General features: G+C 36.0%; 16 protein-coding genes and 1 other annotated feature. Of the genes, 11 read left to right on the top strand and 5 right to left on the bottom strand.

Features of this window, described 5'->3' with window-relative positions:
- Positions 1 to 1,005: a tryptophan--tRNA ligase gene (trpS, locus tag DF281_RS11425; RefSeq protein WP_109350391.1), complete on the bottom strand. Its 1,005-nt coding sequence runs from the start codon at positions 1,003 to 1,005 to the stop codon at positions 1 to 3.
- Positions 1,006 to 1,046: 41 nt separating this feature from the next.
- Positions 1,047 to 1,264 (bottom strand) — a binding site (T-box leader).
- A 335-nt stretch (positions 1,265 to 1,599) separates the two neighbouring features.
- Between trpS and spxA the strand changes: the two genes are divergently transcribed.
- From spxA to pepF, 4 genes are all read left to right on the top strand, one after another.
- The gene (spxA, locus tag DF281_RS11420; protein WP_172461979.1) at positions 1,600 to 1,995 is read left to right on the top strand and encodes a transcriptional regulator SpxA; all 396 of its coding nucleotides are present in this window, start codon (positions 1,600 to 1,602) and stop codon (positions 1,993 to 1,995) included.
- A gap of 289 nt (positions 1,996 to 2,284) precedes the next feature.
- On the top strand, positions 2,285 to 2,932 hold the full coding sequence (gene mecA, locus DF281_RS11415; RefSeq protein WP_109350389.1) for an adaptor protein MecA: 648 nt from the start codon (positions 2,285 to 2,287) through the stop codon (positions 2,930 to 2,932).
- Positions 2,933 to 3,215: 283 nt separating this feature from the next.
- Entirely contained in the window at positions 3,216 to 4,280 is a 1,065-nt protein-coding gene (locus DF281_RS11410) for a competence protein CoiA (RefSeq protein ID WP_166636146.1), read from the top strand.
- A 90-nt stretch (positions 4,281 to 4,370) separates the two neighbouring features.
- Positions 4,371 to 6,182, top strand: coding sequence for an oligoendopeptidase F (pepF, locus tag DF281_RS11405; protein ID WP_109350387.1), 1,812 nt, complete (start codon positions 4,371 to 4,373; stop codon positions 6,180 to 6,182).
- 959 nt (positions 6,183 to 7,141) lie between these two features.
- On the opposite strand, the gene DF281_RS11400 is transcribed toward pepF, so the two are convergent.
- From DF281_RS11400 to DF281_RS11385, 4 genes are all read right to left on the bottom strand, one after another.
- Positions 7,142 to 7,963: a DsbA family protein gene (locus DF281_RS11400; protein ID WP_109350386.1), complete on the bottom strand. Its 822-nt coding sequence runs from the start codon at positions 7,961 to 7,963 to the stop codon at positions 7,142 to 7,144.
- Positions 7,963 to 8,364 carry a globin domain-containing protein gene (locus tag DF281_RS11395; protein WP_109350385.1) on the bottom strand — a complete coding sequence of 134 codons (402 nt, stop codon included), beginning with the start codon at positions 8,362 to 8,364 and terminating at the stop codon, positions 7,963 to 7,965. The genes DF281_RS11400 and DF281_RS11395 overlap by 1 nt, the downstream gene beginning before the upstream one ends.
- Before the next feature lie 212 nt (positions 8,365 to 8,576).
- Positions 8,577 to 9,293: a lytic transglycosylase domain-containing protein gene (locus tag DF281_RS11390; RefSeq protein ID WP_109350384.1), complete on the bottom strand. Its 717-nt coding sequence runs from the start codon at positions 9,291 to 9,293 to the stop codon at positions 8,577 to 8,579.
- 6 nt (positions 9,294 to 9,299) lie between these two features.
- Positions 9,300 to 9,890 carry a CYTH domain-containing protein gene (locus tag DF281_RS11385; RefSeq protein WP_109350383.1) on the bottom strand — a complete coding sequence of 197 codons (591 nt, stop codon included), beginning with the start codon at positions 9,888 to 9,890 and terminating at the stop codon, positions 9,300 to 9,302.
- A gap of 106 nt (positions 9,891 to 9,996) precedes the next feature.
- Between DF281_RS11385 and DF281_RS11380 the strand changes: the two genes are divergently transcribed.
- From DF281_RS11380 to DF281_RS11355, 7 genes are all read left to right on the top strand, one after another.
- Entirely contained in the window at positions 9,997 to 10,380 is a 384-nt protein-coding gene (locus DF281_RS11380) for a UPF0738 family protein (RefSeq protein ID WP_109350382.1), read from the top strand.
- Between the two features lie 21 nt (positions 10,381 to 10,401).
- Positions 10,402 to 11,082: a GTP diphosphokinase gene (yjbM, locus tag DF281_RS11375; protein ID WP_109350381.1), complete on the top strand. Its 681-nt coding sequence runs from the start codon at positions 10,402 to 10,404 to the stop codon at positions 11,080 to 11,082.
- Positions 11,079 to 11,885, top strand: coding sequence for an NAD kinase (locus DF281_RS11370; protein WP_109350380.1), 807 nt, complete (start codon positions 11,079 to 11,081; stop codon positions 11,883 to 11,885). Before yjbM ends, DF281_RS11370 begins: the two co-directional genes overlap by 4 nt.
- A 1-nt stretch (position 11,886) precedes the next feature.
- Positions 11,887 to 12,789: an RluA family pseudouridine synthase gene (locus DF281_RS11365; RefSeq protein ID WP_307725177.1), complete on the top strand. Its 903-nt coding sequence runs from the start codon at positions 11,887 to 11,889 to the stop codon at positions 12,787 to 12,789.
- A gap of 1 nt (position 12,790) precedes the next feature.
- Entirely contained in the window at positions 12,791 to 12,940 is a 150-nt protein-coding gene (locus tag DF281_RS14770; protein WP_166636147.1) for a hypothetical protein, read from the top strand.
- A 322-nt stretch (positions 12,941 to 13,262) separates the two neighbouring features.
- A complete protein-coding gene (mgtE, locus tag DF281_RS11360; RefSeq protein ID WP_109350379.1) occupies positions 13,263 to 14,639 on the top strand; it encodes a magnesium transporter in 1,377 nt (458 codons plus the stop codon).
- 106 nt (positions 14,640 to 14,745) lie between these two features.
- Entirely contained in the window at positions 14,746 to 15,006 is a 261-nt protein-coding gene (locus DF281_RS11355; RefSeq protein WP_109350378.1) for a hypothetical protein, read from the top strand.
- Positions 15,007 to 15,278: the final 272 nt, after the last annotated feature.

The raw sequence follows: 15,278 nt of genomic DNA, 5'->3' as shown, positions 1-15,278 counted from the left end.
TTATTTTTTCTTTTTCACTTTGCGTCCAAGACCCATTGCTGCTTCCATACGATCAACCGTTGCAGAAGCGATAGCATTCGCTTTGTCGCGACCTTCGTCAAGAATGCGATCTAGTTCAGGAGAGTCGATTAATTCCTTGTAACGAGCTTGTATAGGCGCTAAATGGTTGATGACAGCTTCAGCCACGCCAGCTTTGAAGTCACCGTAACCTTTACCTTCATACTTCGCCACAACTTCATTCACTGTTTTGCCTGTTAATGAAGATTCGATGATGATCAAGTTTGAAACGCCTGGTTTATTTTCTACATCGAAACGAACGATTCCTTCAGAGTCCGTAACCGCAGATTTGATTTTTTTCTCGATTTGTTTTGGCTCATCTAAAATACGAATTGTCGCTTTTGTATTCGTATCCGATTTACTCATTTTCTTCGTTGGTTCTTGAAGCGATTTAATGCGCGCGCCATTTTTTGGTAACTGAATATCAGGAATAACGAATGTTTTGCCGAAACGCTTGTTGAAACGCTCTGCTAAATCACGTGTTAATTCGATATGTTGTTTTTGATCATCGCCAACAGGCACTAAATGCGTGTTATATAGAAGAATATCGCCTGCCATTAATGGTGGATATGTTAGTAATCCAGCAGAAACGGACACATTTTCTTTTGAAGATTTATCTTTGAATTGCGTCATACGCTCTAATTCACCGATTGAAGCGATACATTGCAGCATCCATCCAGCTTGTGCGTGTGCTGGTACTTCTGATTGAATGAATAAAGTTGATTTCGTTGGATCAATCCCTGCTGCTAAATAAGTCGCAGCTAATTTACGGATATTTTCATGTAAATCTTTGCTATCTTGTGGCATCGTAATCGCATGTTGATCTACGATACAAAAAATACTATCGTACTCATCTTGTACTTGAACGAATTGACGGAACGCACCGATATAGTTGCCTAATGTAATAACACCTGTTGGCTGAACGCCAGAAAAGATTCTTTTTTTCATATAAATTCCTCCTTGAAATAAAAAAACATCATGCATCCCCAAAAAGGGACGAATGATGTTTATAATCCGCGGTACCACCCAAGCTTGCCTAATAAAAGGCCACTCTACCTCGTAACGTGAGGCGATGCGAGCTGAGCTACTATCAATTTCACAAAGCTGACTCCGAAGTCCATTCAATAATTCGCATAATCTGTTTGCACCGACCACAGACTCTCTATATATACAAAAATTATTTACTACTCTTCATCTTCGTCCATTTTTAAATTAGTTGAATTATAGTCTATTTTTATTTGGAATGCAAATATGTAGAAAATGCGCTGTAAAAGCATTTTCAATTGATAAAATCTAAATGAGAAAATATTTTTTCGAGAAATAGGTTTATAGATGCTAAAAATAGGGAATAATTCATTTATCGGCATTTTACTTGATTCGTAACTACAGTTGGTAGTACAATATATCGCTTTAAAAAATTATCGAAAATCTATATTCAAAATTAAGAAACTGTTGTATAATGAAGTTAGACTTCTTTATTATATTTATTCTAATTTAGAAAATAAAAATGATTCAAACATTTGAAAGGATGTGCTAGATATGATAGTAACATTATTTACATCTCCGAGCTGTACTTCTTGTCGTAAAGCGAAAGCTTGGTTAGAGGAACACGATATTGCTTATAAAGAAAGAAATATATTTGCTGAACCACTAACGATTTCTGAAATCAAAGAAATTTTAAGAATGACGGAAGATGGCACTGATGAGATCATCTCGACACGTTCTAAAACTTTCCAAAAACTTCATGTGGATGTAGAAACACTTCCACTTCAGAAATTATATGAATTGATTCAAGAAAATCCAGGGCTTTTACGCCGTCCGATTATCCTTGATGAAAAAAGATTACAGGTCGGTTATAACGAAGATGAAATTCGTCGTTTCCTACCACGTAAAGTTCGAGCTTACCAACTTCAAGAAGCTCAGCGCTTAGTTAATTAATATTAACTAACTCAAAACATATCCTATAAGTCGGTTACTTTGAAAAAAGACCTACTTGTAGGGTATTTTTTTGAATTCGCTATAAAACCTCCCCTGATTTTTAAAAAACAGCTATTATTAGTTTAAAATGTTGCATTTCTAGTCATACTTCTCTAAAATTCATATAACGATAGTAAATAGGACTTTTTCTTTTCTTTTTTAGCGAGGAAGAATTACAATAGAGGTAGCAGCACTACGTTATCCAAGGGGATATACTCGCACATGAGTTAGCCGAAGGGAGTTGTTTAATATGGATATAGAACGTATTAATGAAAATACAATTAAATTAGTGATTTCATATAAAGATATTGAGGAACGCGGCTTTACGAAAGACGAAATATGGTATAACCGAGATAAAGGCGAAGAACTTTTCTGGGTGATGATGGATGAAGTGAATGATGATCAATTTGAAATTAACGGTCCTTTATGGATTCAAGTCGTGGCAAAAGATGTCGGCCTTGAATTAACTGTAACAATCGTGACGAACCCAACTGAAATGTTAGGGGCTGGAATGGAAGACTTACAGGCCAAAGGTAATCAATTTTCAAATTTATTTGATGTAGATCCGTTTAACCCGAATATTCCTGATTTTATCGAGGAAGAAGACGTTTTAGTAGACGATATTGTTTTTGAATTCAAGAATTTTGACGACTTGATTCCATTAGCGAAGTCGGCACCTGAAGACTTCGATTTAATAAATGAGCTTTTCGAATACGAAGGCAAATATTATTTATATGTTGATCTACATGAAATTCAAGATGTTGAAGATCAACAGGACATTATTAGCCCGATTCTTGAATACGCGGATGAATCTTCTAAGACAATCCATGTGATTCGTGAATATGGTAAGCCTATTATGGAAGGCGATTGCTTCCGTATTACAAGAGAATACTTCTAAAATGAGTCCGAATTACAAATAAATCGCACCGCGAAAGTTAGAGTGAAAACTAGCTTTCGGGGTGTTTTTTTATGTTTCAGACCCTTTTGAATAGTGTTCGACCTTGTAGACAGCAGCTTCTGAAAATGACGAAAAAATTGCGTATTTATTAAAAGGAGTAGATAAGGGAGTTGAAATGAGATTTTAAGATTGAAATTCGTTTAGAAATACGGAAATGAGTCGTTTTCTTCATTCGAAAAAAATCGCATATAGACATAGAATAAATAGACATGGGGGTGGTCGAATGCTGTCAGCTAATTCAGAAACTGGAGAACAAATGCGTCTAACATTAGAAGTGACAAAAGAGCGCTTAAAAGAGATTCGAAAAGAACGTGAATTTTACTGTCCTGCCTGCGGTCAAAAAGTTATGTTGAAAATTGGTGAGATCATAATCCCTCATTTCGCTCATATCCGAAAAAATGATTGTGATGTGTTCTCGGAAGGTGAAACAGCCATTCATCTAAAAGGGAAGCATTTGCTCTATAGTTGGCTGCAATCTCAAAAAATCCCTACATTATTAGAACCATATTTAAAAAGAATTCGCCAAAGACCGGATCTTTTAGTGAAAAACAATGAAAAATACTATGCGATTGAATTCCAATGTAGTCCTATAACGAAGCAGCTTTTGGATAAGAGAAATCAAGGGTATCAAGCAGTCGATGTGACACCGATCTGGTTTCCTAAAACAGTTGGCCAAGTTTTTTCGGGTACTCGTAAAGTTCGACTTACCCCTTTTACGCAGCAATTTATAAAAAGTGCATCCTGTATTTCCTTTGATGTAGAAAATAGATGTTTTTGGCATTTCAATCATTTAGTTCATATTTCGGGCAATCAATTCATCGCAACTGTAAAAAATATCTCTCTAAAAGAACAGCAATTTCAATCACTTAGTCTAAAGGAAGAAATCAATCATGAATTGTATGATGAAATTTGGCAAATTGAAAAAATAAGATATTTACAAAATAGAGTCCGTTTTAATAAAAGGGGATTGAAGGATCCGTTTTTAAAAGAAAGCTACGATGAGAAAATCATGCTGGGATTAATTCCAAACTGGATTGGCATTCCGATGAGTGAAGTTCAATCAAAGCATAGTGTTGAATGGCAACTACTAGCAGTCCTTCTAATGAAATCAATTGGAAGAACGGATGTGTATCATTACTTCCATTCCAAATATCCTCAATACCGAATAACGAAAAAAGAATTTCAATACTACGTCGATTTTCTATGCGAACATAACCCGAAGTTAGAGTGGGAAGACCTTGAAGGCTCAATTTTCTCTTCATTGGTGTATAATTATTTCGAATTGTGAAAGATTCACATCCATTTTGTTGCATAATAGTTTGATAATTGAGAAAATGGAATAGAAATAAAAAAACATCATTAGAGGAGGCCAATAATAATGGCAGAAGTAAAAACAATTCCATTAAGAAATGAAGTACCAGAAGAATTAACATGGCGATTATCAGATATTTTTGAGTCAGTAGAGGTGTGGAATAAATCATACGATGAGTTAGATACACTTCTTGAAAAAGCTCCTACATATCAAGGAACTTTAAAAAATGGCGCAAATGCTATGTTGGAAGTTCTTCGTTATCGCGATGACGTTTACACAAAAATCGGTGTACTTTATACTTTCGCACATATGCGTTCAGATCAAGACACGACAAATAGTGAGTTCCAAGCAATTGAAAGCAGAAGTAGTTCTCAAATTGCAAAAGTTTCTACAGCATTATCATTTTTAGTGCCAGAAATTTTAGCATTACCTGAATCTCAAATTACGCAATACTTAGAAGAGAATGAGGAATTACGTTTATATAAACAAGAATTAAAAGAAATTAATGAACAACGCGCGCACGTTCTTTCAACAGAGCAAGAATCATTGTTAGCTCAAATGAGTGAAGTGAACAGTGCTTCTGCAAACACATTCGGCATGTTAAATAATGCGGATCTTGAATTCCCAATCGTAAAAGATGAAAATGGCAATGACGTACAATTAACGCACGGCAATTATGTACATTTCTTAGAAAGTGCGGATCGTTCAGTACGTGAAGCAGGTTTTAAAGCGATGTATGCTACTTTTGGTAAATTCAAAAATACATTTGCTTCAACTCTAGCAGGAAATGTAAAAGGTCATACGGTATCAGCCCGAATCCGTAAATACGATTCTGCTCGTCATGCTGCAATGGCAGCTAATAGTATTCCTGAAAAAGTATATGATCAATTGATCGATACAGTGCACAAAAACATCGGTTTAATGCATCGTTACTTAGAATTACGTAAAAAAGTATTAGGTGTAGATGAGCTGCATATGTGGGATGTTTATACACCATTAGTATCAGAAGCGAAAATGGATATGCCTTATGAAAAAGCGACAGAGCATATGCTAAACAGCTTTGAAGCAATGGGTGACGAGTATGTTGGAATCGTCAAACAAGCGCTTCAAGATCGCTGGGTAGACGTTGTAGAGAATAAAGGGAAGCGTAGTGGTGCCTATTCTTCAGGAGCATATGGTACGAACCCATATATCCTAATGAACTGGCAAGATAATTTGGATAATCTGTACACTTTAGTTCATGAATTTGGGCATTCAGTACACAGTTATTATTCTCGTAATAACCAACCTGCAGTATATGGAGATTACTCAATCTTCGTAGCAGAAGTAGCATCTACTTGTAATGAAGAATTACTGACAGACTATCTTCTAAAAACTGTAGAAGATGAGAAATTAAGAATTTACATTTTAAATCATTGGTTAGATTCTTTCCGAGGCACAATCATTCGTCAAACAATGTTTGCTGAATTCGAACATATCATTCATGAAATGGATCGTAATGGTGAACCATTAACTGCAGATGCACTATCTGCTAAATATCATGAGTTGAATAAATTCTACTTCGGTGATCACATGGTAAGTGATGATGAAATTGCACTAGAATGGGCTAGAATTCCTCACTTCTATTACAATTACTATGTATATCAATATGCGACTGGTAAATCAGCTGCAATTGCATTAAGTAGCCAAATCTTATCTGAAGGTGCTCCAGCTGTAGAACGTTATACAAATAACTTCTTAAAAGCAGGTTGCTCGGATTCTCCAATCAATGTACTTCGTGCAGCAGGTGTTGATATGGAATCAGCAGAACCAATCCAATTAGCATTTGATTTATTTGAGAAAAACCTTGTCGAATTAGAGAAATTATTAAGTAAATAATGATAATATGCAAGGCTCACAATAATGAATTTCATTATTGTGAGCCTTTTCTTTTCAAAAAAATAGCCTATTTTATAGTACAGTTTAATAAATTAGTGATTGGGCAGGGGGGAAACTTCAAATTGAAGTGCTAAAAATTGGGATGATCAGATTTTACAAAAAAGAATAAATTTGAGGTAATTATTTACAAGTGAAATAAAAACTTCGAAAATAAAATGTCGGATTCAACACATATTTTTGTCGGATTTTATAGGTTTTAATAAATGTGAAATTGTATCCGTTTTCATTGTGTCTAATATGTGAACATAATATAAAACCGTTGCTATATAAGGGATTAAGTGATAAAGTAATGACTGTGAAATAAATCACAAACAAACATACACCCCTTTGTTTGAACGTGAACATTTCTCCCATCCCCTTTGTGAAAATGAGCGCTCTCGTAGAGTCGCTCATTTTATTTTTTTGTAAATTTTAAAGATAGAAAAAAATGGGAGATTATTTAGAAATCATCAATACATATCAGAAATAGATTGTTAAAGTTAATATTGATAACAAAAGTAGATCACAGTAAAATCTGTACTAACACAAAAACAAAGCTATATTAATACAGTTTTAGAAAGCGTTTTCTCATGACTGTTTTAAATCATCTATAAACTTAAAAATGAATAGTATATGCGCAGCTTATCGAAAACATTTTTGATGGTGCTGCGTTTTTTGTATTTAACTCAGCGATAGAGCGTACTTTTCGTTGTTCAACGCTAAATGTATTTTAGCTCTCGATTGATCAAATCATTTATAACTGAATGCATTGTTCTTTTGAAGGGCTAATTTTTGCATTAAATCATCATTGAAAGAAATAAAGATGACTCCTATCGGCGGTAAGTTTTCGGTATTTACACATAAAAAAACGACCATCTCTGAATAGATGGTCGTATAGCGTAAGTTATAAAGGTCGACAGTTAAATAGATTTTTTTAAACGATAAAGTGTATGTTGCTTACAAGAAATCTTCTCGATTTTTTGTTGAAGCATTTGTTTTTTTAATTCTCTCTCTGCAGTCTTTTCAGAAATATTATAAATCGTCGCGACTTCAAGAATTGAAAGTGTATTATATTTTAGGAATAAATCATCTAATGATGGCGGCTGAGATTGAATTAGTTCTTCATCCAATAATTCAGCAAGAATGTGCTCGTATACTTCATAGTTGTAGCTGCCAGAAACTTTGAGGCCTTCATCTTCAATATTTTCATTGAAAAAGACAAAACTAGGTACTTCTTGGACGTCCATTTCATGCGTGATGCAAAGATCGCCTTGGAATGAACGTGATGCTTCTAAAGAGCGGAAGTCAGCTTCGAATTCTTCAACATCTAAATCAACTTCTCGTGCAACAGTCGTTAAAGTGTTGCATGAACGGATATTTTTCTCTTCCGTCATATGATATTCAAGAAGTTTCATCAGGTAACGGTGACCAGCTTTTTTACCTTGTAATTCAGCTGCTTTTACTGCGATTGATGGCAGTACAGGGTGCGTTAAATCAACAAGTTCATCATGACTTGTGCAATTATTTATTCTGTGACAAGCGACATTAAGTGAAGAAAGTTCTGTGCTAAGTATGAATCGCATTGAAAAATATTGCCCATAATTGACTTGTAGCTTACGTATTGTTGAGTGTAATGCCCAACTTTTTGGTTGTAACAAGTCGATGAATACGTATAATTCTACCGGTTTACTGTATGAAACAGGCATAGGTGCAGGTTCCGTTACTAATTGTAAATGATTCACTACTCGAATACCTCCTCGTCATTATCGGGTGCGTTGATCATATGGTGCGCGGTAAGGACGAGTCTTTTGTAGTAGACTTCTCTGATTTTTCCTTCTAATCCCACTTCATCCATCGCTTCAGACATGCACTCAAGCCAAGCCTGCGCTCTCTCTGGTGTGATTTTGAATGGCATATGTCTAGCTTTTAACATAGGATGACCATGTTCTTCAGAATAAACATTAGGGCCGCCTAAATATTGAATTTGAAATTGAGTTTGTTTTCGCGTTGTTTCCGTTAAGTCATCTGGAAAAATAGGTTTAAGTATTGGATTGGTAGCAACTTTAGAATAGAAGATTTTCATCATCTGTCCTAACGTCTCCTCACCGATTTCCTCAAAAGGAATAATAGGTCTTTGAGTCATGTTTAATACTCCTTTGCTTTAACTGTGACTCTATCATATCAAGTGCATTAGAATTTCTCAAACAAATGGTTTTTTGCTAAACATTTATGGGTATGAGCGCTTCCTTAACTAATGCGAAAAAGAAGGATATATCAGCATTTATCAGCAAAATAGTGAAAGAAAAAATAAAGAAGTGATTCATCAGTTTGAACTGAAAATCACTTCTTTTTCCCTTATGCTTGATAATTTGCCATCACTTTTTTTACATAGTTTTGTGTTTCATTGAATGGAGGAATTCCACCATATTTTGAAACATTACCAGGGCCAGCGTTATAAGCCGCTAACATCGTTTTATAATCGCCAAATTGATTGAGCATCTGTTTTAAATATTTTGTTCCAGCCATAATATTTTGAGCAGGATTATAAATATCCGTTACACCAAGTGAACGAGCTGTAGCAGGCATTAATTGCATTAAGCCGCTTGCGCCAACGTGACTTGATACTTTTGGATTGAAACCAGATTCTTGTTGAATGACTGCTTTAATCATTTTTTCCGGAATTCCATAAGTATCGGATGCTTTTTTAATGACAGCATCATAATCCGTTTTCTTACCGGTATCACTAGCAACTGGTGTAATCGTATTTGTTTTTTCTGCATTTTGCGTGTACGTATTACGATAATTCGAATACAGGTTTGTCGCGATATTTTGATTCGAATTAACATTCAAGCCACCTAGTGTGTTAAGCGCTAATGGACTAACATTTTGATTTTGAAAACCCGCCATCGAGCCAAGTGTCGAATTGGAATTATTTAAAGTATTTATTACTTGAGAAAGGATCGCTGAAAAATCCGTAGTTGAATTGGTATTCGAGTTATTCGTTGCAGTTGGGCCATTCATTTGAGCTAAAGTTTGTAATTGAATGAGTTGCTGTAGTGCTGAAATGTCCATTAATTCTTACTCCTCTAAACGTTTCAACGCCTTCATGAAACGCGCTAATTTTTTTTGAGCAGGACGAACTGGAATGGCAAGTTCATTTAATAAAGCGAAGAAAATCTTTTTCCCTTCCTCTTCATCAACCACTTCATATTCGAGTTCATAATCCTCTTGGTCTGCGTAAAGTGAATGATCAAAAACGAGCAGACCGCCATTATAGTTTATTTCGGCGCGAGTCGTTGAAAGTGTACCAATTCTTTGTAATTCATTGAGAGAAACTTCAAGGGCATGCAGGCGACCTTCGACTTCTAAAGCTGGAATTGGCGTGCCTTCAATTAATATTGACTGGACTTGTTCATCGCTTAGTCGATCCGTCGTTTCGGTCAATGCGATTCCTTTCGCAGGTTCTTTCAAAGTTAGTTCATTATAGTTTTCAAGTTGGCGAATTCTTAGGCCGGATTTCAGTTGGCGCAATTGTTGATCTACTGTATCGAAATAGTGATTATGCTGGATATGAAACTGTGATTCTTCTATTTGAAAGTGTTCTATTAATGTTTCGAATTCTTCTTTCGTAAGCATATTTTTGAATTCGATTTCAATCTCTTGAGACATGAGCTCACACCTTTCTTTTTTTCGAATGAAAATGACAATGTTACTGTAATAATACTACTGTATTATGATAAAATATATGGGAGATACTTGGAAGGGAAGATGAGCGTTGAGAAAATCATATATTATTCAAGAAGGTAATACATCGACAGAAATAACTCAATTTACTTTATCAACTTCACCAAAAGGAGCATGGACGCCTGCGAATCGTGTAATTACCGATTCCGACGAAATGGCATTCCTATATGTCATCGACGAAAATGATGCATTTAGCTACTTGGTGTTTAAACAACCTGTTTGGACTTATTTAGCTCAAACCATTCAAGCAATGAAAGATCCTGAAGTAGTTATTGATGGTGAAAGTCATGTACTAACAGGACTTTATGAAGAACTGGAATCATTATTATTTAATATAGAGGGTAATTCAAATTATGGGGAAGATTTCGTCAAAGCAGTTGAGGAAACGTTTTCAAAAATTTTAGAAGAAGCCTAGTAGATGTTAGGGGGTCTTGTGATGGGACAGTGGGATCGTTTTTTACAACCCTATAAACAAGCCGTAGATGAACTAAAAATTAAATTAAAGGGGATTCGTACACAATTCCAAAAAACGAACCAAACATCTCCAATCGAATTTGTGACGGGGCGCGTGAAGCCGTTAGCAAGTATTTACGATAAGAGTTTGGAAAAGGGAATGGTGTTCGAGCCTTCAACAAAACTAGCGCATGAACTTCAAGACATTGCAGGTGTTCGTATTATGTGTCAATTTGTTGATGATATTCACACAGTCATTGAGTTGCTTAGACAGCGTCATGATTTAAAAATCATCGAAGAAAAGGACTATATTACGAATGTCAAAGCAAGTGGATATCGTTCATACCATGTCATTGTTGAATACCCAGTTGCTACGATTGAAGGGGAAATCAAGATTTTGGCTGAAATTCAAATTCGTACATTAGCGATGAATTTTTGGGCGTCAATCGAGCATTCTTTAAATTATAAATATAAGGGCGAATTTCCTGAGGAGATTATGAAAAGACTTCAGTTCGCTGCCGAAGCTGCTTTCCGTTTAGATGAGGAAATGTCGCTTATTCGTAATGAAATTCACGATGCACAAAAATATTTCACCGAAAACAAAGAGCTGACATCACCAATTGTTCAGTCAGATTTAGGGAAAGGGGAGCATACTGACTCATGAAATTCGCTATCCAGTCGAGAAATGATGCGACATCCAATGAATTAGCTGATCGCGCTATTTCATACTTAACAGATTTTGGCTTAGAATTAGATGAAGAAAAACCCGATATTGTTTTATCAATTGGGGGAGATGGTACTTTACTTCATGCATTTCATCGCTATACGCATATGTTATCTGAAGTTGCTTTCGTCGGAATTCATACGGGGCATTTAGGGTTCTATGCAGATTGGCAACCTGAAGAGATGGAGAAATTAGTCATTGCAATCGCAAAAGAGGATTTTAGAGCAATCGAATATCCTCTTTTAGAAGTGACGATTAATTATCAAAACTCAGATGAGAATTTTACGTATTTAGCGTTGAATGAATCAACAATTAAATCTTCTGAAGTAACGCTTGTGATGGATGTCGAATTAAATGGCAGACGTTTTGAGCGATTCCGTGGAGATGGTCTTTGTGTATCAACACCTTCAGGAAGTACAGCTTATAATAAAGCTTTAGGCGGAGCGATTTTACATCCGTCCTTAGAAGCGCTTCAACTGACGGAGATGGCTTCAATTAATAACCGTGTATTTAGAACGGTTGGCTCGTCACTCATTTTACCTGGTCATCACACTTGTGTTTTAAAACCAGTAAAAGCCGAAGATTTCATGGTGACTGTCGATCATGTTCAATTACTACACAAAAATGTGAAATCAATACAATATCGTGTCGCTAAAGAAAAAATCCGTTTTGCTCGATTCAAAGCATTCCCATTCTGGCAACGTGTGCATGATTCATTTATCGACAGTGATTTAAAGGACTAATATGATAGATAATAGATATTCAATTCAATTTACAGCAACTAAGGAAGGGCTTCTTCGTGAGGCTCTTTCTAATTTTGGTATATCAAAAAAGGGCTTAACTGCGATCAAACATCGTGGAGGTCAAATTCTCGTCAATGATATAGAAAAAACAGTGCGAAATCCTTTAGTCGTAGGGGATGTTGTGACGGTTTATTTCCCTTTGGAAGAAACGAGTGAGCAGATTACACCATGTGCAACACCGCTTGAAATCATCTATGAAGATGATGAACTGCTCGTTGTGGATAAGCCTGATTTTTTAGCGACGATTCCTTCTTACTTGCATCAACAAGATAGTGTAGCGAGCCGCATTGTGCATTATTTTTCAACGAAGAATATCCAATCGACGGTACATATCGTCAATCGTTTAGATCGCGATACATCAGGTTTAATGTGTGTGGCAAAACATAGTTATATTCATTATTTAATGTCTGAAATGCAGAAAAAACATCTCATTCATCGTGAATATGAAGCGTTTGTTCATGGTAATATCGAGCAGGAAGCGGACGAAATCATTGCGCCAATTGCTCGTAAAGGTGACAGTATCATCGAAAGAATGGTAGCGCCTGAAGGTCAATATGCGCATACGGAATTCCGTGTTTTGGACCGTTTTATGTTAGATGGTAAGCCTGTAACGCATATCCGATTGAAATTACATACGGGCAGAACGCATCAAATTCGAGTGCATATGGCTTCGATTGGCCATCCGCTCGTGGGAGATGAATTATATGGTGGCGATCCAACTTTTATTAATCGCCAAGCATTGCACTGTGTTTTTCTATCGACGAAACATCCGATTTCAGGTCAGCAAATGACATGGGAAATCCCTTTACCTGATACTTTTTATAAGTTGAAAGGAGAGAGTTAACTTGAATTTGAAAGGTGTATTATTCATCGCCTTAATCGTAATTTGCTTTATATTGATGGTTATTTTCATGTGGAATATTTTCAGCGGAAATTCGATGGACTTATTCGAACCAAAAGCCGAAAGTGATTTTATTTCGACGATTATTAAATAGAGAAAGGACTATGTCACACTTTTCAATGAGTGGCATAGTCCTTTTTTGATGACGGGAAACCATTGTATTTTAAATAATTTATTGTAAATTTGTAAAGAAAAATCGTTATTTTTTACTTTCATTTGAAGAAACTGTATGAATGATGATAAGATAAATAGATGTTTGAAGAGAAAAAAGGTTCACTTTTTCTACTTTAGGCACTATTATTAGAAAGTGCTGAAAAAAGCACGAGTATAAATGTGGGTATAACTATTCGGAATTCCTCGAAATCTGAATACACAATTATACGAAAATAGATCGAGCCCGAGAGGAGGGGACAGGCATGATGGACGAAAAAATGGAGAAAGATGAAGTTCAATACGATGAGGAGCATTTACGCACCCTATTGTTGAATGAAGATACCGACGCATTCCGCGACGAATTCTTTGAGCTTCACGCATATGATCAGGCACAGTTTTATGAAAAGGTGGGCCCTGATATACGACAGATCATCTACCAATACCTGTCCCCGAAAGAAATGTCTAATGTTTTCGAGGCACTTGAGTTAGATGATGAACACTATGAGGCTTTCATCGATGAGATGGACCCAACGTACGCGGCAGAAATGATTTCAAAAATGTATGCCGATGACGCGGTAGATTTATTAAATGAGTTAGATCAAGATAAAATCAGTCATTTCCTTAAAATGATGGATAAAAAAGCAGCAGAAGATATTCGTGGATTACTATTCTACGAAGAATATACAGCCGGTTCGATTATGACAACCGAGTATGTTGCGATTCCTGAAAATTCAACAGTTCGTTCTGCGATGACGATTATGCGAAATGCAGCGCCAGAAGCAGAAACAATTTACTATATTTTCGTCGTAAATGACGATAACCATCTCGTTGGCGTTATTTCGCTACGTGACTTGATTATTGCGACAGAGGATACATTCATTCATGACATCATGAATGAGCGTGTTGTGAGCGTCCGTGTGACGGATGATCAGGAAGATGTCGCGCAAGTAATGAAAGACTATAATTTCCTAGCAGTTCCAGTTGTTAATTCAAAAGATGAAATGTTAGGGATTATTACGGTCGATGATATTATTGATGTTATCGATGAAGAGGCGAGCGAGGATTACTCTAAACTTGCCGGGGTTGCGGATATGGATACATTCGACTCGAATCCATTTACAGCGGCTAAAAAGCGTTTGCCATGGCTGGTAGTTTTATTACTATTAGGTATGCTAACTGCCAATTTAGTCGATATTTTCACAGGTACTTTAGAAAAAGTAGCGTTATTAGCAGCATTCATTCCACTAATTGGTGGTACTTCAGGGAATAGTGGTACGCAAGCTCTTGCCGTAGCGGTTCGAGGGATTGCGACTGGTGATTCTGAAAATGAAAGTCGTATTAAATTACTAATTCGCGAAGCTTTAACGGGCGTTATTATGGGCTTAGTTTGTGGTATTGTCGCATTTTCAATCGTGTATTTCTGGAAAGGCCAAATTTTATTAGGCGTACTTGTAGGCGTAGCAATTGCTTGTTCAATTTGTGTCGCGACAATCGCTGGTTCATTCATTCCATTATTAATGCACAAAATGAAAATTGACCCTGCTGTAGCATCAGGTCCATTCATTACAACTTTGAATGATATTACATCAATTCTTATTTACTTAGGTATTGCGACATTATTCATTGATAAATTAATGTAATAATTTCAAACACAGTATTCGCTTCATTTGAAGTGGATACTGTGTTTTTTTGTAGTTTCCGAAAATCAAATTGAGGGTATTTTCTTAAGAAAGGAGGTAGACTCAAATGGGTTATATTTTGCCAATTACGAACTATCAATTGATGCAATATGCCAATGTGGAACGAGCTGGGCCGCGACATTATGCGTATGTAGCGGGTGTGGAAAAGGCGAGAAGTCAGTCGCGATTTGAGAAGGAATTAGAGCGATATTATGATCGTACAGAATTGAAAAAAGAAAATAAATTACCTTTACCTAAAGCTTTTGTAACAGCGCCATTATTAGGGAAAGAAATGCAAAAAGGGAGACATCTGAACACGTATGTATAGCCGAAAAAAATAAAGCATCTATTGGATTGGAAAATCACAAATAGATGCTTTTTATTATGTTGTAAATCTTTTTGGTTCTACAATAAATAACGTTGGTGAAGAAAAAAGCACCGATCTCTCATCAGATCGGTGCGGAAACTTCATTAACGTTATTTTTATTCAAAAAAAATAGAAAACAAGTGAGTTTCCCTATAGAATAAAAGTCTACCAAACAATAAACTAAGGGGGAAAATCACTTGTCTATTAATCATGATATTCGAAATTTACTCGAT

Origin of the sequence: Kurthia zopfii, from assembly GCF_003143955.1 — a bacterium.
GTDB classification, from domain to species: domain Bacteria; phylum Bacillota; class Bacilli; order Bacillales_A; family Planococcaceae; genus Kurthia; species Kurthia zopfii.
Note: the sequence above shows the minus strand (reverse complement) of the source record. Positions and strands in the feature narration are given on the sequence as shown.

Excerpts from the sequence above, each read along its gene's own strand:
- trpS (WP_109350391.1), bottom strand. The coding sequence starts at position 1,005 with ATGAAAAAAAGAATCTTTTCTGGCGTTCAGCCAACAGGTGTTATTACA.
- mgtE (WP_109350379.1), top strand. The coding sequence starts at position 13,263 with ATGATGGACGAAAAAATGGAGAAAGATGAAGTTCAATACGATGAGGAG.
- DF281_RS11355 (WP_109350378.1), top strand. The coding sequence starts at position 14,746 with ATGGGTTATATTTTGCCAATTACGAACTATCAATTGATGCAATATGCC.
- DF281_RS11365 (WP_307725177.1), top strand. The coding sequence starts at position 11,887 with ATGATAGATAATAGATATTCAATTCAATTTACAGCAACTAAGGAAGGG.
- DF281_RS11395 (WP_109350385.1), bottom strand. The coding sequence starts at position 8,364 with ATGACTCAAAGACCTATTATTCCTTTTGAGGAAATCGGTGAGGAGACG.
- DF281_RS11410 (WP_166636146.1), top strand. The coding sequence starts at position 3,216 with ATGCTGTCAGCTAATTCAGAAACTGGAGAACAAATGCGTCTAACATTA.
- pepF (WP_109350387.1), top strand. The coding sequence starts at position 4,371 with ATGGCAGAAGTAAAAACAATTCCATTAAGAAATGAAGTACCAGAAGAA.
- mecA (WP_109350389.1), top strand. The coding sequence starts at position 2,285 with ATGGATATAGAACGTATTAATGAAAATACAATTAAATTAGTGATTTCA.
- DF281_RS11370 (WP_109350380.1), top strand. The coding sequence starts at position 11,079 with ATGAAATTCGCTATCCAGTCGAGAAATGATGCGACATCCAATGAATTA.
- DF281_RS11385 (WP_109350383.1), bottom strand. The coding sequence starts at position 9,890 with ATGTCTCAAGAGATTGAAATCGAATTCAAAAATATGCTTACGAAAGAA.
- DF281_RS11390 (WP_109350384.1), bottom strand. The coding sequence starts at position 9,293 with ATGGACATTTCAGCACTACAGCAACTCATTCAATTACAAACTTTAGCT.
- yjbM (WP_109350381.1), top strand. The coding sequence starts at position 10,402 with ATGGGACAGTGGGATCGTTTTTTACAACCCTATAAACAAGCCGTAGAT.